This window comes from Brevibacillus sp. NRS-1366 (genome assembly GCF_050467985.1).
On record NZ_JBITPN010000001.1, the window covers coordinates 96,926 to 117,951 of the forward strand.

Consider the following 21,026-nt stretch of genomic DNA (forward strand, 5'->3'; position numbering starts at 1 on the left):
GATCCCGGCCAATCCCATCGTCAAGAACAAAACAGCCATGAAAAAGGAAGGAATGACAGATTTCCAAGCTTTGGGTTAAATAATTCGTTACCAGTCTGTAACCTTTTCCTGCCGAACATTTCCTATCATAGAAGGAATTGCAGAATATGGTCATGATCCTTGTTCTGACGTTTTTCACAGGAATAGGAGGCGTTACCGTTGAACAAAAGCGCGAAGAAAGGTATCTCTGTACTGCTGGCGACTACGGTGTTGGCAAGTCCATTTGTCATGGTGCCAAAAGCCGCTTATGCTCTTTCTATTGAAGAGGTTTCGGCAGACGATACAGGCGTAGACGAAGAAACAGAATATACAATAGAGTTCGAAATCGAAAAGGATCTTAGCTCAGGCGACAAGATTACCGTTACTTTTCCTTCCGGCTACTCCGTAGACAAGAAGATGAAGACAAAGGATGTCTCTCTCGAGGACGATGACGGGGATGACATCAAAATCTACGACGTATATGCGACGAAGACAAGCGTGGAGATCGAGGTTGATGAAAAGATAAAGAAGGGCACCGTTCTCACCCTGACGATCGATAAAATCACCAATCCAGATGAAAAAGGCAGCTACTCGATTAGTGTGAAGACTAGCAAGGAATCAGTCAAAAAAGAAAAAATCACTATCGGTAAATCGTCGAGCAGTAGCAGCAGCGGAAAATTCAGTGTATCGCTCAGCAGCAAAAACACAGAAGCGGATGTTTCCCTGACGCTAGGAAAGCTGAGTCTGGCTTCCAAAGGAAAGCTGAAAGAGGGCAAGTACATTTACGTTAATTTTCCTACCAAGGATATGCTGCCAAGAAGCATCAGCAAGTCAGATGTAAAAGTGAATGGGGAAAAAGCCGATTACGTCTCGGTTCTGGATAATGATACTGTTCGTATCGAGATCCCGAGTAAAGCAGACGGGGACAATTATATCGAGCTGGAGTTTCTGAAATCGGCAGGTATTGTGAATCCATCGAAAGCAGATAAAAGTTACACCTTTACGATTGAATACGATGATAAAGAGTACAAATCGAAGGATGTAGAAGTTACCGGCTCAAGCAACTCGTCGTTTTCCGTCTCCTTGTCAGATAACACTGCGGGAGCACGCTCCAGCTATACCTTAGACATGGATCTTTCCACCAAGCTGTATTCCAATACGGACATCCAGGTAGAATTCCCGAGCGCCGATATGGTGCCGCCAGTTCTTTCCGCCTACAATATAACAGTCAATGGCGATCAGGTAACCAACCTGACAACCAGCGGAAACAGGGTTTATTTCCGTACGCCAAGTGGCTTCAAGACTACGGATAGCGTGACCATCAAATTTGCCCTCGATGCGTATTTGTCCAATCCGAAAACGGCGGGGACGTATAACATTACGGCGAAAATTGATAACAAATCGTACCGTTCGAAAGATATCCAAATTACGGGTGCCGCTGCACCTGTAACCGTAGATAACTCGCTGGCAACAATCGGCTTGACTAGAGCTACGGCGTCTACGCCTGTCGGCTTGCAAATCGGCATCAAAGGTCTGGGTGCTCCGATTGTTCGGGGTCAAGGCTTCATTGAGGTTGTACTTCCTGCTGGCTTCCGCGTACCTGCCTATCTGCCAGCAAACGCCGTAACCGTTAACGGTGTGGCTGCAAACTATGTAGGTGTGCGTGGACAAAATCTAGTTATCGTTCCTGCTCAAGATATTCCAGTAAGTGCTGCGGTTCAGGTAAACGTGGCAGAAACAGCAGGTATAGTGAATCCGGCGACTACCGGCGTATACAGCATTGGTGTATACACATCCGAGGAAAAAGGGTTGCTGTTTGCCCGTCCAGCGACGATCGTTGCGCTGAATGGTGTCAGCTTCAAGGCCAATGTAGCTTCGTTTACCAAGGCAGGTAAAACGACAGGACTCGCAGCAGCTCCTTATACCGTGAACGGAAACACGCTAATCCCTGCAACCTTCTTCCGTGATGCACTCGGTTTTTCGATTACCTATACAAAAACAACCGCAAAAATCGTGAGTGGAAATACGGTCATGCAATTTAAGGTGGGCTCCAATATAGCTAACATCAATGGACAAAACGTAACGCTGCCCGCAGCCGTACAGTTGAAAAACAACATTCCGACGCTGCCGCTGAAAACCATCGCCGACCGTACCGGTTACAAGATCATCTACGTGAACGGAAATTACACCGTTTATAAATAAGCAACGCAGTAAAACCCCGCTTACTGGCGGGGTTTTTGTTCTAAAAGGACATCCCTCCCCATACGATGGTACAAGAAGGGTACGTTAGGGGGGAGTAAGCATGAACGACCACATGAAGCGGCCTCGCCACGAAATCGTGATGATCAATCGACGCAGTTTGGCGATTTCGGGTGTAAAAAACGTCGAAAGCTTTGACAGCGAAGAATTCCTCTTGGAGACGGAAGGCGGCTTTTTAACTATACGTGGCCAGAATCTGCATATGAAAAATCTGAGTTTGGAAACCGGAGAAGTAGCGATCGAGGGCCTTGTTCATGAAATGGCCTATCTGGAGCAGGGGCAGGCATCAGATCGATCGAGAGGATTCTTCGGCAAGTTATTCAAGTGAGTATCGCCATCCAGCTTCAGACGGTGCTGGCCATGTCGACGTGCGGAGCGTTAATGGGAATGGGATTTGATACGTACCATGTATTCAAAGGAAAAAGCAGGCTGCCACTCTGGCTTGTATTTATCTTTGACATTCTCTTTTGGGTGGGCAGCATGGGTGCGGTTTTCTATATCTTGTTAAAAGTAAACGATGGAATCATCCGGTTCCCGATTTTTTTTGGAATGATTTTCGGAGCGTGGCTGTATTTTTTATTAGGCAGTAAGAAGTATATCCATTTCTTACATCGCGTGATAAAATTCTGTCAGTGGTTGTACCGAACCATTATACGAATCATTGATATCCTCGTTGTACGTCCCTTGATGTTTATTTACCGAGTGATCCTGATGTTGCTGGCATTTTTGTATTCCGTGCTGCTTGCAATCCTCGGCTTTTTGTGGAAAGTGACGCGTTTTGTCACTTCTCCGTTTGCCAAATGGGGTCAGGATTTGGGGAAAAAAATGTTCGGGAAAACAACAGGAATTTGGACCAATTGGAAGAATTGGTTTCACTCAAAGAGAAAGCGGGAGTAATTAACCGAGGTGGCCTAATCATGAAAGAAGCAGTATCCATCCCAATCAATCGAAAAGGGCAAAGGCGTAGAATGCGGCTCTTTTTCTTTTTTGTCCTCTGCTTTTTCGTCTGGACTGGCTATACCCTCTACTTGCAGAGCGGGGTGCTGGCACAGAAGAAAACGGAGCTGGAAACGCTTAAGCAGGAAGCAGCGGCTCTGCAGCAAAAACAAGAGGAGCTCACTTACGAAGCTAGCCGCCTCAATGATCAGGAGTACCTTGCTGAGCTAGCGCGCAAACGAATTTTCTATACCAAAGAGGGCGAGAGCATTTACGTGATTCCAGAATAAGTTGCCAGTCTGATCTTCGAGGAGAGGGAGGCTTTCCACGCACATGGGAGTCGAGGTCGGGAGCAAACTTGAAGGAAAAGTGACAGGTATCACGAAATTTGGTGCGTTTGTAGAGTTACCTGAGAATGTGACCGGTCTTGTTCACATCAGTGAGATTTCAGAGGTCTATGTCAAAGATATTCACCAGTTCTTGAAAATCGGTGACAAGGTGATCGTAAAAGTACTCAGTATCCGTGAGGGCAAAATTGGTTTGTCGATCAAAAAAGCACAGGAAAAAGAACGGCCACCGCATCATCAGCGAGAACGTGGGGAAGGCTTTGAAGATAAGTTAAACCGCTTTTTAAAAGAAAGCGAAGACCGCCAATCGTTTCTTAAGAAAAATGGGGACAAGAAGGGGCGCGGTCGATAGTTAATTGGTCTGAAAATTGTGACTTTTCTTTCTTTCGAAAAAGCGTATTTTGACTGCAAAATCAGGAAGGTCATTTCAAAGACTTGCCGAATACGTATCGTAAGCCCGTTTCGCAAAGCGCGAATCACCTGTCAGCCGACGTTATCCGCCATAACGTCGGTTTTTTTTGTCCAATTACGCCAATGAATTTGTCGCACGATTCTGTGAATATCCGTTGGTTTTTTGACAAATTTTACAATATCACCTCCGTATAATTGAGAAACACATTGAACAAGAACGGGGTGGTACGAAATGATCGCAAATAAGAATGTGACTGAGGCCGGTCAGGTATGGACCAGGCAAGTTTCTGAACGAATGGATACAACCACACGCACGTGGGGGGAGAAGGTTGCCGATGCCGTGCAGAAGTGGAATGTTCTTCCACTTCTGATGGGCTTCTTGCTGGGGCGGGCGCTCATTTTGGAAGAGCTGACCCCTTTTGTGATACCTTATTTCATCGTCATGTTTTATATCCGGCGCGATTGTATCGTAACGACTGGGTTTGCCTTGATACTGGGTGCCTTTACGCAATCGGTTCCCATCGGGCTGCAAACGATCTTGAGCATAGTGTTAGCGCTTTTTGCGTGCAGGATCATGGATAGGACGCGCAGAAAGGACTTCTCCCGGACGCCTCTGTTAGTCGTGATGACGGTATTCATCAGTCATTTGCTCTATGCAGCTTTGACCAATCAGGTAAACACCTACGAGCTGGTCATGGTGGCAGTAGAAGCCGTTCTGGGATTTGTCCTGACACTCATTTTTATCCAGTCGCTATCAATCATCCATCTGTCTAAACCCTACGAGCCATTGAAAAACGAGGAAATCGTCTCACTGGTCATCTTGCTAGCCTCGCTGATGACAGGGACGGTCGATTGGACGGTAGAAGGAATTTCGATGGAGCATGTGCTTTCGCGTTATTTGCTACTCGTATTCGCCTTTGTCGGGGGTGGCACTGTTGGCGCAGCTGTAGGAGTAGTGACCGGTCTCATCCTCAGTCTCGCAAATGTAAGCGCCCTGTTGCAAATCAATTTGCTGGCTTTTTCCGGCCTGTTAGCAGGATTGTTGAAGGAAGGCGGAAAAGTTGGGGTTTCCGCAGGGCTGCTGATTGGAACAGCCATCCTGGCGATCTACGGTGGAGCTGAAGAGACGCTCTACCTCTCCTTGGTCGAAACCTCTCTGGCGATTGTGCTGTTCATCCTCACGCCTGCTGTTCTTTGGAAGAAAGTAGCCAAATTTATCCCGGGTACTCCTGAAAATCTCCAATCGCATCAGGAATACATGCGTCGAGTCCGTGACGTTACGGCGGGAAAGATCCAGCAGTTCTCCGAATTGTTTACCCAATTGTCCCATAGCTTTGCCCAGACAGCCGATCGTGAGGAAATAGAGGAACACGCAGATGCCTTCCTCAGTCGCGTATCCGAATTCACATGCCAAAGGTGCTGGAAAAAGGAACAGTGTTGGGAAAAGGACACGCAGGCTACCTACGAAGGAATGCGCTGGCTCATGGATAAAGTGTACGAGAATGGTACGCTTGCAGGAGTGACGCCGCCTCGCGACTGGGAGCGGAAATGCGTCAAAACGGAAAAAGTGCTGACGGCGATGGAGCAAGAATACGATCGTCAGCAGTCCTTTGACCAGTTGAAAAAGCAGGTAAAGGAAAGCCGCAAGCTCGTAGCCGATCAGCTTTCTGGTGTATCACGCGTCATGAGTGATTTTGCCAGAGAAATTCAGCGCGAGGGGATGGAGCTGAGCTTTCAGGAGAAACAGGTTTCGCAGGCGCTCGAGGGCTTGGGGCTTTCCGTACGCCGCGTAGAAATACATAGCCTAGAAGAAGGGAAGGTAGATATCGAAATCAGTCAGCCTACCTGCTATGGGCGGGATGAGTGTGCCAAGATCGTGGCTCCCATGCTGACCGAAATACTGGGAGAGAACATCGTGGTCAGGCAGAGGAACTGCGAAGCACAAAAAGACGGGTCTTGCACGATGTGCCTGGCTTCCGCCAAAACGTTCGAGATTGAAATCGGTGTTGCAGGAGCGGCCAAGGACGGCAAGCTATTGTCGGGTGACAGCTTTAGGACCATGGATTTGGGCAACGGAAAAATGGCGCTGGCCATTAGCGACGGTATGGGAAATGGTGAGCGCGCTTCGCTAGAGAGCCAGTCAGCGCTCGACATGCTCCAGCAGTTGCTGCGTTCAGGCATGGACGAAAAGATCTCCATTAAAACCGTTAATTCGGTCCTGGCTCTGCGCTCTACAGACGAGATGTTTGCCACCGTAGATCTGGCCTTGGTCGACTTGCAAACCGCCAACACCCGTTTTGTTAAGATCGGCTCTACACCAAGCTTTGTGAAAAGGAGCAGTGACGTTATTACGATTACCGCCAACAATTTGCCGGTCGGTATATTGGAAGAAATCGAGGTAGACGTAGTATCCCGGATGCTCAAGCCAGGAGACCTGTTGATTATGATGTCAGATGGCATCTATGAAGCTCCACGGCATATCGAAAACCGCCAAGTGTGGATGAAGCGAATTATCGGTGAATTGGAAACCGATGATCCACAGGAAGTAGCTGATCTGCTGCTGGAAAAAGTCATTCGTCAGCATTCCGGCTACATCGTGGACGACATGACGGTGCTGGTAGCACGCATTGACCGATTTGTTCCGCAGTGGGCGGCTATTCAGGTGCACGGCATGCCGAAGCTGGAGCGCCCGCGGATTGTAAGCTAAAGGGTATGTTTTCTAATCTCCCCGTCGATACTGTTGCTAAAACAGGCAGAATGGGGAGATTATTTGTGAAAGAAGCGACACTCAAACAAATTTTGGTAGTGACGGATGGTTGCTCGAACTCTGGTATGAGTCCAGTTGCTGCGGCTTCCCTGGCAAGAGAACAAGGCATTACGGTCAATGTGATCGGTGTCATCGACAAGAGCGAGCTAGGCGAAAAAGGGGAGCGAGAGATTCGGGATATAGCCGAGGCGGGAGGGGGGCTATGTGACATCGTCTTCCCACAACAATTGGCGCAAACGGTGCAAATGCTGACGCGAAAAGCGATGACGCGAACGATCCATCAGGTAGTCAATAAAGAATTGAAAGAGATTTTAGGCGATTCCGGAATAGAAGAGCTGGCCCCGGAAAAAAGAGTTCAGGTAGCAGGTATGGTGGATGAGCTGGGGGAAAAAAGCAGCCTGAACGTCGTGATGCTGGTAGATACTTCAGGAAGCATGAAGCCTAAGCTGTCAGCCGTACAGCAAGCGATTCATGATTTCAGTATTAGTTTACACTCAAGGAGCGGTCAAAGCAGGATGGCTGTAGGATCATTCCCTGGCAAACAAAAATATTTGGATATACGTATTCCGTGGACAGAGAAGGTAGAGCAAGCCCACCAAATAACAAGCGATCTGGCGATGAGCGGTATTACTCCTACCGGTCCAGCCCTTGTAGAAGCGATTGCCTTGTTTGAGCAGATGAAGCTCCCTCATTCGCTATCCGAGCGCTACGGCAGTCCTGAAGAAGACGACGATAACATGGGAAGCTTACGTGACCATGTCTTTTAAGGTGGCCATTCCTGATCCCCCGAAGTATTTTCAAGGCAAATGGAACAAAAAATCGTATCACGTCCTAAGGGAGCTGGGGCGAGGTGCGAATGGAGCCGTGTATTTAGCCACTCAGGATGGCGCACCGCGTGCGGTGAAAGTCGGTTTGGAAGGCATCGATATTTTAATGGAAGTAAACGTGCTAAAAAGCGTACAGCAGGGGCGGGATTCCCGAGTGGGACCGCTCCTGTGTGACGTAGACGATCTAGTCATAGGCGGCAAGCCTTGTACGTTTTATGCGATGGAGTACTTGAATGGCGAGCAGCTCGATCAGTACATTATGCGTGCAGGGACAGAGTGGGGACCGGTCATGATTGTCCAATTGCTTGCTCGGCTTGACATCCTTCACAAGCATGGGTGGGTATTCGGTGATCTGAAGCCGGAAAATGTGATGGTGACGCAGTCTGACAAGCAGGTGCGTCTGATTGATTTCGGTGGGGTGACCAAGCTAGGCAACGCTGTGCGTCAGTTTACTGAGGAGTACGACCGCGCAGCTTGGCATGCAGGAGATAGACGGGCTGAGATTGGTTACGACCTGTTTTCTGCCGCGGTCATGATGGTGCGACTCATGGCTGATAAAGAGACGTGGAAAAGTAGCTTGAGCGACCCGCGCGAGACGGCATTGCTCTGTGATATAATACGGAAAAGTGACAGACTATACCCCTATCGAGTGTCTCTTCTAAAGGCCTTCCACGGAAAGTTCGCCACGGCGGGGGAAATGAGAGCGGAGCTGTTGGCAATCTTGCGTGAGCAGACAGTTGCCACAGCGCAAAAACCAAAGCGGGCAACCCAAAATGTCGGCAAAGGAATTAGCGGCCTGTTTGTCGCCTCTTTGTTGCTCTTGGCTGGAACTTTGTATTATGCATGGTTCATGTGAAGGATGTGACAATTGTGTCCTCAGATTTGGTGATGGATACATGCCTATTGGCAGGCTCGATTATTTTGAAAAACGGAGGGGAGACCTACCGGACAGAAGAGACGATGGCGTTGATCGCACAGGCAGCAGGAATGGATGACGTCAATAGCTCGGCTACACCTACAAGCATTATTCTTTCTTTTCGCTGCAATGGACGGGATCATACTCGTATGGTTCGTACTCCCAAACGTACGACCAATCTAAACAAAATTACGTTAGTCAATGACGTTTCTAGGCGGTTTGTCGGAGGCGGAATCAATCTGAACCAGGCTTATCTGACACTCCGGGAAATTGACCAAAAAAAGCCGCTGTATCCGAAATGGATGCAACACATGGCGGCTGCGATCGCCAGCGGCTCCTTTTCCATGCTGGCTGGCGGTACATGGTTTGATCTCGCTCCAGCCGCTTTGGCCGGGCTGATCGTCAATCTGAGTCAGGAATATTTGGAACAGTTTGTTCGAATGAAATTTTTTACCGAGTTTTGCGCTGCTTTATTAGGAGGACTCTTCGCGTTATTGGCGGTGACAATCTTTCCGCAGCTACACATTAGCATCATTATTATTGGTGCCATGCTCCCGATGTTCCCGGGTATCGCGATTACCAACTCACTGCGGGATCTGATGGCAGGAGATTTGGTTGCAGGAGTTTCACGCGGAGTAGAAGCGATGTTAACTGCTGTTTCCGTCGCGGTAGCCACAGCTATTACTCTTTGGTTTAAGGGGTGAGCCCAGATGTTACTAAAAGGTTTGGCGCTTAGCCTGATTTCATCAATGGCATGGTGCGTGTTGTTCAACGTTCCCGTCAGGACGATCTTTGCAGGTGGATTTGCAGGAATGGTCGGGTATCTGGTTTTTTCCTTTTTACCGACTTTGGGTGCGGAAGTATTGTTGTCCACGTTTGTGTCCGCCGCATTTGTATCCTTGTTGAGCCAGTTGATGTCGATCGTGTTGCGTGTACCTTCTACTAACTTTAGTGTTGCCGGAATCATTCCGCTGGTGCCGGGATCATTGGCTTACAAATCCATGCTGGCTTTTGTGAACAATGATTACGTGGAAGGCATTACGCTCGCTACCAAGACGATGATGGTGGCGGGAGCTATTGCTTCCGGACTTATTTTTGGCATCTCTGTGGTAACGATCTGGAAAGGAGCACGCTATGCTGGAAAGCGTACGCAACGAGATTGAATCAAAAAGGCTGCTGCTTCCAGGAGAAACAATCGTTGTAGGAGTTTCCGGAGGGAATGATTCTACAGCTCTTTTGCATATCTTGGCGACTCTCAATGAAAACTATCACTACGGTTGGACACTGCATGCGGTGCATCTCAATCACGGCTTTCGGGGTGAGGAAGCCCGGCAGGATGCTTTGTATGCGAAAAGCCTGTGTGAAAAATTGGGAGTCACTTTTCACCTATTTGAGTACGATGTTCCCGCTTATATGGAGCAAACGGGTATGGGTGGACAGGAGGCAAGCCGCGAGATTCGCTATCGGCTGTATCGGGAGGTAGGAACCGCACAAGGTGCGACCAAGCTGGCATTGGCGCATCATGCCGACGATCAAGTGGAAACGATCCTGTTTCGCTTCGTTCGCGGCACGAGGCTTCAGGGGCTGTCGGGGATGCCTGCAAGGCGGCCACTTGAGGACAGCAACATTGAGCTGATTCGGCCGCTTTTGCATAAAACGCGGCAAGAACTGGAAGCCTACTGCCTTGAGAATGAACTAGAGCCACGAGAGGACAGCAGCAACCAATCGCGAAAGTACAAGCGCAATTTGCTGCGAATGGATGTAATGCCGCTCCTGGCGAGTGTCAACGATCGCTACCGTGAGCATATTCTCGAGGCCGCCGAAGCGTTTGCTAGGGACGAAGCTTTCCTTTTGCAGCTGGCACTCGATCAATTAAAAGGGGTCACGACTAATACAAAACCGGATGAGATCGTGATTGACAAAGACAAGTTTCAAACTTGTGACGTTGCTTTACAAAGGAGAATGATTACTCTAATATTAAGTTATCTCTCAAAACAAACCGAATGGTCTTCGCAGCATGTGGAGACCGTTTTGCACATGCTAGGGGGAAGTCGCCCCTCAGCGGAATTGCATTTGCCCAAGCAACTGGTGGTAAGCCGGATGTACGGACGAATTCTTTTTCGTCGCACGGGGCGGGAAGATCGCATACATACGTATTGTTACGAGCTCGCCGTTCCTGGCGTGACCAGGATCGACGAGAGCAAGGCCACGGTACATACTGCTTACCTTGAAGGTCCCTTGGATTTGGAGCGACTTCCGGCTAATGAAGCTGTTTTTGATGCTGACCATTTGCCAGGAGCGCTGTATTTGCGTAACCGAAAGCCAGGAGACCGTGTCACCCTGTTTGGCCAGGCAGATGGAAAAAAGCTGAAGGATTTACTGATTGATGCCAAATTTCCGCGAGTCTGGCGGGACAAACTTCCGCTTTTAACGGCGGGCGATGAGGTAATTTTGGTACCGGGCGTGCGCCGTTCCGCCGTAGCGCCAGTTACTGGACAGACCAGGCGTTTTCTACACGTGCGGGTAGAGTTTGGAGAAGATTGGCGGGAGGTTTTTTCATGAATCAAGACATCGAGAAGATTTTGCTATCAGAGGGTGAGATCGAGGTAAAAGTGCAGGAATTGGGTAAAACACTGGCAGCCGAATACCGAGGCAAAAATCCTTTGGTCATCTGCGTGCTGAAAGGTGCAGTTGTGTTCATGGCTGACCTGATCCGTCACATGGATATTCCTTGCGAGATGGATTTCATGGCAGTTTCCAGCTATGGAAGCGGCACCGAATCCTCCGGCATGGTGAAAATCCTGAAAGATCTCGATACCTCTGTTCAAAACAGGCACGTGCTGGTTGTAGAAGACATCATGGACAGTGGATTGACGCTGAGCCGACTGGTTGAGCTGTTGCACCATCGTGAGGCGGCATCTGTCAAAGTGGTCACGCTACTGAACAAGCCAGAGCGTCGCAAGGTGGATATTTCCCCAGATTACAGCGGATACGATATCCCAGACGAATTCGTAGTCGGATATGGCTTGGACTACTCCGAGCACTATCGTAATCTGCCGTACATTGGGGTATTGAAGCCTGAAGTCTACACGAAGTAGGTTTGTTGTGGAGACTATGCTTACTATGATAAAATGTGAAAAGTGTCTGTTCGTGAGAGGAGGTAAGGCATGAATCGCTTTTTTCGTAATACCGGGTTCTACCTACTGATTTTTCTTGTCACGGTCGGGATCGTGAATTTCATCCTCTCCGGTACTGATAAGGTTGGGAAACTTACATATCAGGATTTCCGGATACAGCTGAAAGCTGACAACATTACCGATATCGCTATGCGCCCTGAAAATGGTACATACCGAATCGATGGTACGTTGGCCAAGGCCATTCCGGGGCAGGAAAGCAACAAATTCTTTACCAACGTTCCACTGTATGAATCAGATATTGTCTCTTTGGTAGAGGCGAAGATCGATGAACAAAAATTGAAGAAGGTTGAGGTCAATCCAGCGGAGGGCAATAGCATTTGGCTCACGTTCCTGACTTCGATCATTCCGTTTGTCATCATTTTCATCTTGTTTTTCTTCCTTCTGAATAATGCCCAGGGTGGCGGCAGCCGAGTAATGAACTTCGGTAAGAGCCGTGCGAAGCTTTACAACGAAGAGAAGAAAAAAGTCACATTTGACGATGTGGCGGGTGCAGACGAAGAGAAAGCGGAGCTGGAAGAAGTCGTTGATTTCTTGAAAGACCCGCGCAAATTTAACGCTGTTGGTGCCCGTATTCCAAAAGGGGTCCTGCTCGTAGGTCCTCCAGGTACAGGTAAAACCTTGCTCGCTCGCGCTGTTGCCGGTGAAGCAGGCGTTCCATTCTTCAGCATCTCCGGTTCTGACTTTGTGGAGATGTTCGTAGGGGTCGGTGCATCCCGCGTGCGTGACCTGTTTGAAAATGCAAAGAAAAATGCACCTTGCATTATCTTTATTGACGAGATCGATGCTGTGGGTCGTCAACGCGGAGCTGGACTCGGCGGCGGCCACGACGAGCGCGAGCAAACTCTCAACCAGTTGCTCGTAGAAATGGACGGTTTCGGTGGAAACGAAGGCATCATCATGGTGGCTGCGACCAACCGCCCGGACATTCTCGACCCGGCACTCCTTCGTCCGGGACGTTTTGACCGTCAAATTACAGTAGATCGCCCTGACATCAGGGGTCGTGAAGCGGTGCTCAAGGTTCATGCCCGCAACAAGCCGCTTGGTGAGGACGTGAAGCTGGATGTGATTGCTCGTGGTACTTCGGGCTTCACAGGTGCTGATTTGGAGAACTTGCTGAACGAAGCTGCTCTCTTGACCGCACGGAAAAACAAAAAGCAAATCAACATGATGGAAGTGGACGAAGCGATCGACCGTGTCATTGCCGGTCCGGCGAAAAAGTCTCGTGTAGTTAGCGAAGACGAAAGACGCCTGGTTGCGTTCCACGAAGCTGGTCATACGATTATTGGGTACTACCTCCGAAATGCAGAAATGGTACATAAGGTAACAATCATTCCGCGCGGCCAAGCCGGTGGATACACAGTGATGCTGCCAAAAGAAGACCGTTTCTTTGCTACCAAGACTGACCTGCTCGATAAGATTGTCGGTCTGTTGGGTGGACGTGTGGCGGAGGAGTTGGTGCTCGGGGACATCAGTACCGGTGCTCATAACGACTTCCAGCGCGCGACTGCTATCGCTCGCAGCATGATTACGGAATACGGCATGAGCAAGCTCGGTCCGATGCAATTCGGTAAGAGCCAAGGACAGGTATTCCTGGGCCGTGATTATGGTAATGAGCGCAACTACTCCGATCAAATCGCGTACGAGATTGATCAGGAAATGCAAAATATTATTCACGAGTGCTACGCTCGATGCACAGAGCTGTTGACTACGCATCGTGACAAGCTCGATCTGATCGCCAACACTTTGCTGCGTGTAGAGACGTTGGATGCAGAGCAAATTAAGCAACTCATCGAAACCGGCGAAATGGTAGATACCCCACAAGAAACGAAAGACGTGGTTGTCAATATTCAGCCGAAACAAGAGCAAGTTCAAGAGCCAGTACAAGAACAAGCTCAAGATGAGACAAATGAAGAACCGAAACAATAAGGGGCGCCTCAGGTGCTCCTTTTGTTCTACAGATAGGAATTTATAAAATTCCTATCCAGTATAAGTGCAACCACGGCTCCGCCAAAAAGCATGGCGTAGCCAGGTTTTCTAAATATTCACATCATAGCTACAAAAAGAGGCGAATGAGGGGGAGAATGGATGCTACTCACACCGGGCTTGGCTGCTTTTGATATGGATGGAACCTTGTTAAACCAAGATTCACAAATGACAGAGGTTACCAAGGAAGCGTGTCGTCAGCTGCGAGAGAACGGCTGCAAACTGGTTTTGTCTACGGGCAGAACGTATGGATCAGCACAAATCCCCATTGATTCCTTTCCTTTCGATGGCTATGTATGCAGCAACGGGGCGACGTTGTATGAGTCGGATGGGACACAGGTTCAGCGTACGTTTTTGCCTAAGGACATGGTGATAGATGCCATACATGCATTGAGACAGGAGCCGATTTATTACGAGCTGAGCGATACAGCCAGTAATCGTTTGATGGTGAAAGAAGACCGTGAACGCCTCGAAAAATTGATCGAGGAAGATACTTCTGTCGAAGGAATCTCCATGCGCAGGTTTGCCTTTTACAAGCTGGCCCGAGTCGTCCCTCTGGCAGAGATGGTGGATAGGGTGAATTCCGGGGAGAGCGAAATCGTAAAGATCTTTATCTGGCACAGTAGTCCTGCGAGATTGGAGTGGGTGCGAAACCAACTGGAGCCGTGGAGTACCCGGGCGACGATTACTTCTTCGGGCAAGCATAATGTGGAGATAATTCCCCAAGGCGTTTCGAAATGGGAAGGTCTTCTCTATTTTTGCGGCAAATGGGGCATCAAGCCTGAGCACGTGATGGCTTTTGGAGATGCGGAGAATGATCGAGAGGCATTGAGCGGCGCGGGGTACCCGGTAGCGATGGAAAATGCCTCAGAGGAGATTAAGCAGTTGGCAAAATATACAGCTCCGCACCATAATGAGGACGGTGTCGCGAGATTTATCCAGGAACGCGTCATTGGTAAAATACGGGGATAGTCACGGGGAATTGCTCGAAAATCTTAACGAATTGCAAACGCACTACATTGACAAGGCAGGGTAATCAGCTTACAATGACCGTAAATTATGACACCACCGTAGGGGGATTTTTTCCATGGACGCTTTAGCGTTAGAAAAAAAAGCCCAGCGAAACGCTGAGTTACGTGAACGGCTAATGCAACTAAAAAAAGAGAGAAACGCCATTATTCTTGCTCACTTTTATCAACGCCCGGAGATTCAGGAAGTAGCTGACTTCATCGGGGACTCTTTCGGATTGGCGCAAAAAGCGAAAGAAACCGATGCGGATGTGATTTTGTTCTGTGGAGTTCATTTCATGGGAGAAAGTGCAAAAATTCTCAATCCCCAAAAGACAGTGATCATCCCCGATGAACGGGCAGGCTGTCCAATGGCAGACATGGTGAATGTGGAGGGACTTCGCAAGCTGAAGGCACAGCATCCGAACGCGAAGGTAGTGGCTTATATTAATACTTCTGCTGATGTCAAAGCGGAAACCTACATCTGCTGTACGTCGTCCAACGCGAAGCGGGTGATCGAGTCCGTAGACAGCGATGAGATCATTTGGGTACCGGATAAAAATCTGGGCCATTACGTTTCCCAGTTTACCGACAAGAAGATGATTATCTGGGAAGGATACTGCAATACGCACGACCAGTTGTCTGTTGAAGATATCATGACATTGAAAGCTCAGCACCCAGAAGCAGTAGTTGTTGTTCATCCGGAGTGCCGTCCAGAAGTCGTTTCTTTGGCAGACTATGTGGGCTCTACGACAGGAATCCTCAAGTATTGCCGTGAATCGTCCCACAAGGAATTTATTATCGGTACCGAGGATGGCACGCGTTACATGCTGGAAAAGGATAGTCCGGATAAAACGTTTATTTTTGCCTCCAAGTACCTGGTTTGCCCGAACATGAAGGTAAACAACTTGAAAAAATGTGTGGAAGCATTGGAGAATATGAAGCCTGAGATTTTTGTTCCAAAAGATGTCGCTGATGCAGCGCGTGCCTCTCTGGAACGCATGCTGGACGTAGCTCCGGCGTAATAGATGATCAGGAGGAAACAAAAGGGGAGTAGAGCCACCATAGGCTTCACTCCCTTTTTGTATGTGAGTTTTTTAGTGTTTGGTAAGCGGAATGATATCTTTGTGACGATAAATATTGAGAACTAGCCCGATCATAGCCATTTGCAGGACGAGGTTAACGATCCCATTGCTGACAAATGGCAAGACGGCCGAGGTAGGAGGCACCAGCCCAATAGTCATGAAAATACTCCAAAAATAAGGAGTGAAAAAGAGAGCCATCCACCCAGATAGCAGCAGGAATCCGTAACGATCTTTTACCAATTTCGTGGCGCGGAGCAGACGGGCAAACAGCAATATGCCGATGATAAGGAGTGCCGATCCAGCTGCCAGGCCAAAGCTGTACACCATATAGGTAAAGATAAAGTCGGACTCGATGGCAGGGAGTGCGTCCAGGCTCGAGCCGATGCCGTTGCCCCATAAGCCGGCGGACGTCAAAGCTTTCATAGACTGTACGAGAACGTATCCTCTTCCGTTCGGATCGGCATAAGGATCAAGAAAGCTGAGAATTCGCTCCCATTGGTGGCGGCTCATAGCGAAATAAATAAAGCCCGCAACAGTTGGGATCGAAATGCCCAGGAAGGAAAGAATGATCTGTCGGCTTGCCCGGGAAGCGAGGATAAGTACAAGAAACCCAACGAGATACAAAAGAACAGAAAATGTGTTTTTTCCTCCCAGCAGAACTAGCAAGGGAAGGACAAAAAAAGCAAAGATTTTCACGACAGAGTAACGTGCGTTCCAGTTCCATTCGGCGAAGATCCCTGCCATTGACACAACGAAAAGGAAGGGAGCGATGGCAAAGATATTGATATGCCAACTTCCCAATAGGAATTGTGGTTGTCCGTTAATGGTTTTTCCTGTTAGCGAAGTATAGAGCAAAAGAAGAAGCGTAATGAAATAAAGAGGAATACTGTATCGTTTGAGTTTGGTGTAATCGGAAAAGAGGATAGCGAAGAAAAGCACGCTGCCTATTAGTACCCCGATCAACTGCCGCTCAAGCAATCCGCCCTGATCTTGAGCGGTGTTGAGCGAATACATGGAAAGGAGTCCAAACCCAATCAGTATGGCTGCAAGTCCAAATATACTCCACTCCATACGAAGCTTGTGAGCCTGGTGAAGCTGCCGACCGATGGCAACAGGATCTCCCATGGCCGCAATCGCTTTTTCAACAGCTTCCTCCTCGCTAACTCCCATGGACTGAAAGTCGTCCAGCTTATCCGCTATATGCCCCTCTAATTCCAGGGTGATAGACGGATGTACTTCCTTGTTGCCAATCTGCTTGCAAACGGTCTGTATGTAATGATCTATCTTTTCATTTCCCTTCATGCATGTCCCCCTCCTAGTACATGATCTACTGCGGTACGGAAAGCGACCCACTCTTGTTTTTTATCCTTGAGATGACTCTTGCCTTCCGAGGTAATTTCGTAGTATTTCCGTTTTCTTTCCCCATCACCACTGCTCCAATACGAATGAACCATGCCTTCTGATTCTAGCGTGTGGAGGATCGGGTAGAGTGTGCCTTCTTTGAGAGAGAGGACTCCATTTGAGTTTTTTTCCATCGCTTTGCTCATCTCGTAGCCGTACATAGGCTTTTGATCAAGCAGGGTAAGAATCAGAATAACCGTGCTGCCCTTCATCAATTCTTTGTTGATTTTCATGGGGACCACCTTATACATAGATTTTCGATACATCGGATATCTATGTATGATTCTAAAACAAGTCAGCATTATTTGGCAAGTGGTTGCCGGTACAATTGCAGCAGCAATAGAAAAAGGCTCCCGATGTGAGGAAGCCTTTGGTATAGTGCTGACAGAGATTTTAGGAAGGCATAGGTGTAGGTGTTGGTTTTCCGTACCCTTCTTTATAGGCATTGTCTATGTAGTTGCGAATTTCCGTCGGCGTTTTGCCTGCCTCTTTCAGCTTGGAGGAAATGACTGCGATTTCCATGCAAACTCCGCATCGGGTTCCGTGATCATCCCACACAATGGAGCCGTCCGGCAGTTCTTCTTTAATGAAGCAGTTGCCATTGTGCTGGTGACCTGCACTTTCTCCGCATCCGCAAAAGCAAGGAATGGATTTGAGCAGCTCACGATTGGCCCCGGCAATCTTGTACGATTCAATAATGACTGGATCCTGATTATCTAAAAACTTGGGAAGCTGATCTACCGAAGCCGTCATTTCCTGCAGATCGCCATTGGGTGCGTGCTGAGTGTGATCGGCATGTTCATTGCCGGCACTGTCGGTAGAGCCACAGCCGCTCAGGAGGGCTGCAGTAACGATACTAATGGCTAACCATGATTTGCGTTTCATTGTGGACATACCCCCTGCCCCTTATCTTATCACAATGCAAGGAAGAAATTGTGTAGCTATGAAAGGGGAAGTATAGATATTCCATTTAAATCGGAATAAATCCTATTTACTTTTTAGACACGTGTCCGTATAATGAAAAACGATGAGAGAAGTAAATCGGAATCATTTTGAATTAGGTCAGGAGGATATGAGAGATGAAAAAGGGCCTATTGGCTATCATAAGTCTGATTACTGCTGTGAGTATTGTAGGTTGCGGGGCAAAAGATACGGCCAGCACTCCGCAAACGGATGGTCAAACAGCGGCAAAACCAAAAGTATACACGACGATCTATCCATTGGAGTATGCGGCCAAGCGTATTGGTGGAGAGCATGTAGACGTCACGAATCTCGTTCCGCCAGGCGTAGAACCGCATGATTACGAGCCGACTGGGAAGGACATGGTGGCACTGGCGGGTGCGGATATCTTCGCGTTCAACGGCAGTGGGTTGGAGCTGTGGGTGGATAAGGCTGTAGCCAATCTCGACAAAAACAAAACGGTAGTCGTCAATGCTACAGAGGGCTTGGATTTGCTTCATGCAGCAGCACATGAGCACGAGGAAGAAGGCAAAACCGACGAGCATGCCGAGGAAGCGCATGAGCATGATCACGGTGAATTTGATCCGCACGTATGGCTGGATCCGACCAAGCTGAAGGCACAGGCAGAAAAAATGAAAAATACATTGGTGCAAAAAGACCAGGCACACGCTGCGGATTACGAAAAGAACTTTCAACAGCTTACAAGTGATCTAGACCAATTGGATAAGGAATTTAAAGAAATGATCGCGCAAACAACGAAAAAGGAATTCATGGTTTCGCACAGTGCATTTGGCTATTTGGCAAACCGTTATGGTCTGGAGCAGGTAGCCATCTCAGGTGTGAACCCTGCGGATGAACCGTCTCCGGCACAATTGAAAAACTTGGTTGAGCATGTTAAGGAGCACCATATCACCTATGTCCTGTTTGAAACATTGGTATCGCCGAAAGTAGCCGAGGTTATTGCTAAGGAAGCTGGCGTGAAGACGGCAACTCTCAATCCGCTGGAAGGTCTTACACAAGATGATGTCAAGGCAGGTCGTGATTATTTGACGATCATGCGTGACAACCTAGAAACATTGCGTGCTGCATTAAAATAAGGGGAAAATGATGAGGGGTGTCGCTTCTGTGGGAGCGGCATCTTTTTTCACCCAGCGCTTTTTATCCAAGATAGACTTGTGGTTGTGGGAAAATCGTAGTAGGATGAAGGGAAATCAAATCAGAACAAATCCGATTTAAGGAATGGTTGATTCATGGAACGGACAACGCAAGGTTCACCTGTCGTAAAGCTTACGGGAGTATCCTTTCAATATGAAGAAAAAGTGGTTCTCGATGAGGTTGGCTTCACATTGGAGCGTGGAGATTTTGTTGGCATCGTCGGTCCGAACGGCTCAGGGAAGTCGACCTTGATGAAGCTGATTCTCGGCCTGCTGTCGCCTACCAAAGGAACGGTGGAGCTGTTCGGTCAGCCTTTATCCAAATTCCGTGAGTGGAACCGAATTGGGTATGTGGCACAGCAGGTGGCGCATGGAGCTGGCGGATTTCCGGCAACGGTGCGCGAAGTAGTCGCTTCCGGGCTGGTGGGCAAGGTAGGATTGTTTCGACGGTTGACAACACTTCACCATGAGAGTGTGAGAGAAGCGGTTGAACGGGTTGGCCTTACTGCAAAGCTCGATCAGCGGATTGGCAGCTTGTCTGGTGGTCAACTGCAGCGTGTCTTTATTGCCCGCGCTCTTGTAGCAGAGCCTGAGCTATTGATCTTGGATGAACCCACTGTGGGTGTGGACCAGGAGTCGATTGAGCAGTTCTACGGCTTGTTGCGCTCGTTAAAAGAGGAAAGCGGTCTGACGATGATGATTGTCAGCCATGATGTAGGGGTCATGACGCAGTGGGTGAACAAGGTTGCCTGTGTGCAAAAGAAAATTCACTTCCACGGAACAGCGCATGATTTTGAGCATAACCAGGAAAAAATCCTGCAAAGTATGTACGGTGATTCGGTGAAACTCTTGTCTCACCACCATTAAGATCGTAAACACGTAAAAAGAGGGAGTATGAACATGCTTGCTGATTGGTGGCAGTATGATTTTTTGCGGTATACCCTGTTTTCGGGGATATTAATTGGACTAATTTGTCCGGTACTCGGCACGTTTCTCATCGTTCGTCGTTTATCTATGATGGCGGATGGCTTGTCGCATGTGACACTCTCAGGTGTAGCGGCAGGTATGCTGGTGTCAAAGAAAGTGGCATTTTTCTCGGCTATTAATCCTTTGTTTTTTGGGATGTTGTTTGCAGTGGTAGGGTCGCTCTTTATTGAACGGCTGCGCAAGGTGTACAAGGCCTATCAAGACCTTGCTATTCCGATTATCTTGTCGACGGGCCTCGGATTGTTCACTGTATTAATCAGCGTAGCGGATGGCTTTAACGCCGACTTGTATTCGTACTTATTTGGAAAAATCGTTACGGTTTCTATTGAAGATTTGTATGCGCTGATTGGTGTAGCTGTCGTTGTTTTGGGAACGGTACTCTTGATCTACAAGGAGCTGTTTGCGGTTTCTTTTGACGAAGAGTTCGCCCGCGTGTCAGGTGTGGCCAGACGCTCTATCAACTTATGGTTTATGGTATTGGTAGCCTTGACGATTGCGGCTTCCATGCGAATCGTAGGTGTGCTGTTGATCTCGGCGCTGATTACGCTTCCGGTTGCCGCCAGTTTGCAAATTGCGGGAAGCTTTCGCCAGACGATCTTTTTCTCGATTCTCTTTGCGGAAACATCGGTTTTGAGCGGACTATATTTTGCCTATCTGCTGGACTGGGCATCTGGTGGTACAATTGTCTTGATGGCTGTATCGATTTTACTGGTTGTCTTGGGTGCGAAGAAGCTGCGGGTTCTTTTGCGATAAGATCACCTGGTTAAGACA

The 21,026-nt window shown here is 48.4% G+C and carries 21 protein-coding genes; 18 read left to right on the forward strand and 3 right to left on the reverse strand.

Annotation, left to right across the window (positions count from 1 at the left end; all coding sequences use genetic code 11):
* The first annotated feature begins 198 nt into the window (after positions 1-198).
* From ACIFQN_RS00530 to nadA, 15 genes are all read left to right on the forward strand, one after another.
* Entirely contained in the window at positions 199-2,220 is a 2,022-nt protein-coding gene (locus tag ACIFQN_RS00530; protein WP_429831070.1) for a copper amine oxidase N-terminal domain-containing protein, read from the forward strand.
* A gap of 100 nt (positions 2,221-2,320) precedes the next feature.
* Complete coding sequence (gene yabP, locus ACIFQN_RS00535; RefSeq protein WP_429831071.1) at positions 2,321-2,605, forward strand: sporulation protein YabP; 285 nt, start codon at positions 2,321-2,323, stop codon at positions 2,603-2,605.
* Positions 2,602-3,174, forward strand: coding sequence for a spore cortex biosynthesis protein YabQ (gene yabQ, locus ACIFQN_RS00540; protein WP_429831072.1), 573 nt, complete (start codon positions 2,602-2,604; stop codon positions 3,172-3,174). Before yabP ends, yabQ begins: the two co-directional genes overlap by 4 nt.
* Positions 3,175-3,194: 20 nt before the next feature.
* Positions 3,195-3,503: an FtsB family cell division protein gene (locus ACIFQN_RS00545; protein WP_429831073.1), complete on the forward strand. Its 309-nt coding sequence runs from the start codon at positions 3,195-3,197 to the stop codon at positions 3,501-3,503.
* Between the two features lie 43 nt (positions 3,504-3,546).
* Positions 3,547-3,912: a S1 RNA-binding domain-containing protein gene (locus tag ACIFQN_RS00550; protein ID WP_429831074.1), complete on the forward strand. Its 366-nt coding sequence runs from the start codon at positions 3,547-3,549 to the stop codon at positions 3,910-3,912.
* A gap of 291 nt (positions 3,913-4,203) precedes the next feature.
* Positions 4,204-6,678, forward strand: a complete 2,475-nt coding sequence (spoIIE, locus tag ACIFQN_RS00555) for a stage II sporulation protein E (RefSeq protein ID WP_429831075.1) — start codon at positions 4,204-4,206, stop codon at positions 6,676-6,678.
* A gap of 65 nt (positions 6,679-6,743) precedes the next feature.
* The gene (locus ACIFQN_RS00560) at positions 6,744-7,505 is read left to right on the forward strand and encodes a VWA domain-containing protein (RefSeq protein ID WP_429831076.1); all 762 of its coding nucleotides are present in this window, start codon (positions 6,744-6,746) and stop codon (positions 7,503-7,505) included.
* Positions 7,495-8,421: a serine/threonine protein kinase gene (locus ACIFQN_RS00565; RefSeq protein WP_429831077.1), complete on the forward strand. Its 927-nt coding sequence runs from the start codon at positions 7,495-7,497 to the stop codon at positions 8,419-8,421. Before ACIFQN_RS00560 ends, ACIFQN_RS00565 begins: the two co-directional genes overlap by 11 nt.
* A gap of 14 nt (positions 8,422-8,435) precedes the next feature.
* Positions 8,436-9,185 carry a threonine/serine exporter family protein gene (locus tag ACIFQN_RS00570; RefSeq protein WP_429831078.1) on the forward strand — a complete coding sequence of 250 codons (750 nt, stop codon included), beginning with the start codon at positions 8,436-8,438 and terminating at the stop codon, positions 9,183-9,185.
* A 6-nt stretch (positions 9,186-9,191) separates the two neighbouring features.
* A complete protein-coding gene (locus ACIFQN_RS00575; protein ID WP_429831079.1) occupies positions 9,192-9,644 on the forward strand; it encodes a threonine/serine exporter family protein in 453 nt (150 codons plus the stop codon).
* Entirely contained in the window at positions 9,616-11,043 is a 1,428-nt protein-coding gene (tilS, locus tag ACIFQN_RS00580) for a tRNA lysidine(34) synthetase TilS (protein ID WP_429831080.1), read from the forward strand. Before ACIFQN_RS00575 ends, tilS begins: the two co-directional genes overlap by 29 nt.
* On the forward strand, positions 11,040-11,579 hold the full coding sequence (gene hpt / locus ACIFQN_RS00585) for a hypoxanthine phosphoribosyltransferase (RefSeq protein WP_429831081.1): 540 nt from the start codon (positions 11,040-11,042) through the stop codon (positions 11,577-11,579). Before tilS ends, hpt begins: the two co-directional genes overlap by 4 nt.
* A gap of 69 nt (positions 11,580-11,648) precedes the next feature.
* Positions 11,649-13,604, forward strand: coding sequence for an ATP-dependent zinc metalloprotease FtsH (ftsH, locus tag ACIFQN_RS00590; RefSeq protein ID WP_429831082.1), 1,956 nt, complete (start codon positions 11,649-11,651; stop codon positions 13,602-13,604).
* Between the two features lie 159 nt (positions 13,605-13,763).
* Complete coding sequence (locus ACIFQN_RS00595; protein ID WP_429831083.1) at positions 13,764-14,633, forward strand: HAD family hydrolase; 870 nt, start codon at positions 13,764-13,766, stop codon at positions 14,631-14,633.
* Positions 14,634-14,748: 115 nt separating this feature from the next.
* On the forward strand, positions 14,749-15,693 hold the full coding sequence (gene nadA, locus ACIFQN_RS00600; protein WP_429831084.1) for a quinolinate synthase NadA: 945 nt from the start codon (positions 14,749-14,751) through the stop codon (positions 15,691-15,693).
* A 72-nt stretch (positions 15,694-15,765) separates the two neighbouring features.
* Here the strand turns inward: nadA and ACIFQN_RS00605 are convergent, their stop codons facing one another.
* The 3 genes from ACIFQN_RS00605 to ACIFQN_RS00615 form a co-directional block, all read right to left on the reverse strand.
* A complete protein-coding gene (locus ACIFQN_RS00605) occupies positions 15,766-17,055 on the reverse strand; it encodes an FtsW/RodA/SpoVE family cell cycle protein (RefSeq protein ID WP_429831085.1) in 1,290 nt (429 codons plus the stop codon).
* Positions 17,052-17,387, reverse strand: coding sequence for a PadR family transcriptional regulator (locus tag ACIFQN_RS00610; protein ID WP_429831086.1), 336 nt, complete (start codon positions 17,385-17,387; stop codon positions 17,052-17,054). Before ACIFQN_RS00610 ends, ACIFQN_RS00605 begins: the two co-directional genes overlap by 4 nt.
* Positions 17,388-17,547: 160 nt before the next feature.
* The gene (locus ACIFQN_RS00615; RefSeq protein ID WP_429831087.1) at positions 17,548-18,039 is read right to left on the reverse strand and encodes a PCYCGC motif-containing (lipo)protein; all 492 of its coding nucleotides are present in this window, start codon (positions 18,037-18,039) and stop codon (positions 17,548-17,550) included.
* 194 nt (positions 18,040-18,233) lie between these two features.
* Here ACIFQN_RS00615 and ACIFQN_RS00620 point away from each other — a divergent pair, with 194 nt between their 5' ends.
* The 3 genes from ACIFQN_RS00620 to ACIFQN_RS00630 all read left to right on the forward strand — a co-directional run bounded on the left by ACIFQN_RS00620 (position 18,234) and on the right by ACIFQN_RS00630 (position 21,008).
* Positions 18,234-19,211, forward strand: coding sequence for a metal ABC transporter substrate-binding protein (locus tag ACIFQN_RS00620; RefSeq protein ID WP_429831088.1), 978 nt, complete (start codon positions 18,234-18,236; stop codon positions 19,209-19,211).
* A gap of 153 nt (positions 19,212-19,364) precedes the next feature.
* Positions 19,365-20,135 (forward strand): metal ABC transporter ATP-binding protein, encoded by a 771-nt coding sequence (locus ACIFQN_RS00625; RefSeq protein ID WP_429831089.1) that lies wholly within the window; start codon positions 19,365-19,367, stop codon positions 20,133-20,135.
* Between the two features lie 33 nt (positions 20,136-20,168).
* On the forward strand, positions 20,169-21,008 hold the full coding sequence (locus ACIFQN_RS00630) for a metal ABC transporter permease (RefSeq protein WP_429831090.1): 840 nt from the start codon (positions 20,169-20,171) through the stop codon (positions 21,006-21,008).
* Positions 21,009-21,026: the final 18 nt, after the last annotated feature.

Coding starts and splice junctions, on each gene's coding strand:
- yabP (WP_429831071.1), top strand. CDS start 2,321: ATGAACGACCACATGAAGCGGCCTCGCCACGAAATCGTGATGATCAAT.
- ACIFQN_RS00545 (WP_429831073.1), top strand. CDS start 3,195: ATGAAAGAAGCAGTATCCATCCCAATCAATCGAAAAGGGCAAAGGCGT.
- ACIFQN_RS00550 (WP_429831074.1), top strand. CDS start 3,547: ATGGGAGTCGAGGTCGGGAGCAAACTTGAAGGAAAAGTGACAGGTATC.
- spoIIE (WP_429831075.1), top strand. CDS start 4,204: ATGATCGCAAATAAGAATGTGACTGAGGCCGGTCAGGTATGGACCAGG.
- ACIFQN_RS00565 (WP_429831077.1), top strand. CDS start 7,495: ATGTCTTTTAAGGTGGCCATTCCTGATCCCCCGAAGTATTTTCAAGGC.
- ACIFQN_RS00575 (WP_429831079.1), top strand. CDS start 9,192: ATGTTACTAAAAGGTTTGGCGCTTAGCCTGATTTCATCAATGGCATGG.
- tilS (WP_429831080.1), top strand. CDS start 9,616: ATGCTGGAAAGCGTACGCAACGAGATTGAATCAAAAAGGCTGCTGCTT.
- hpt (WP_429831081.1), top strand. CDS start 11,040: ATGAATCAAGACATCGAGAAGATTTTGCTATCAGAGGGTGAGATCGAG.
- ftsH (WP_429831082.1), top strand. CDS start 11,649: ATGAATCGCTTTTTTCGTAATACCGGGTTCTACCTACTGATTTTTCTT.
- ACIFQN_RS00595 (WP_429831083.1), top strand. CDS start 13,764: ATGCTACTCACACCGGGCTTGGCTGCTTTTGATATGGATGGAACCTTG.
- nadA (WP_429831084.1), top strand. CDS start 14,749: ATGGACGCTTTAGCGTTAGAAAAAAAAGCCCAGCGAAACGCTGAGTTA.
- ACIFQN_RS00605 (WP_429831085.1), bottom strand. CDS start 17,055: ATGAAGGGAAATGAAAAGATAGATCATTACATACAGACCGTTTGCAAG.
- ACIFQN_RS00610 (WP_429831086.1), bottom strand. CDS start 17,387: ATGAAAATCAACAAAGAATTGATGAAGGGCAGCACGGTTATTCTGATT.
- ACIFQN_RS00615 (WP_429831087.1), bottom strand. CDS start 18,039: ATGAAACGCAAATCATGGTTAGCCATTAGTATCGTTACTGCAGCCCTC.
- ACIFQN_RS00620 (WP_429831088.1), top strand. CDS start 18,234: ATGAAAAAGGGCCTATTGGCTATCATAAGTCTGATTACTGCTGTGAGT.
- ACIFQN_RS00625 (WP_429831089.1), top strand. CDS start 19,365: ATGGAACGGACAACGCAAGGTTCACCTGTCGTAAAGCTTACGGGAGTA.
- ACIFQN_RS00630 (WP_429831090.1), top strand. CDS start 20,169: ATGCTTGCTGATTGGTGGCAGTATGATTTTTTGCGGTATACCCTGTTT.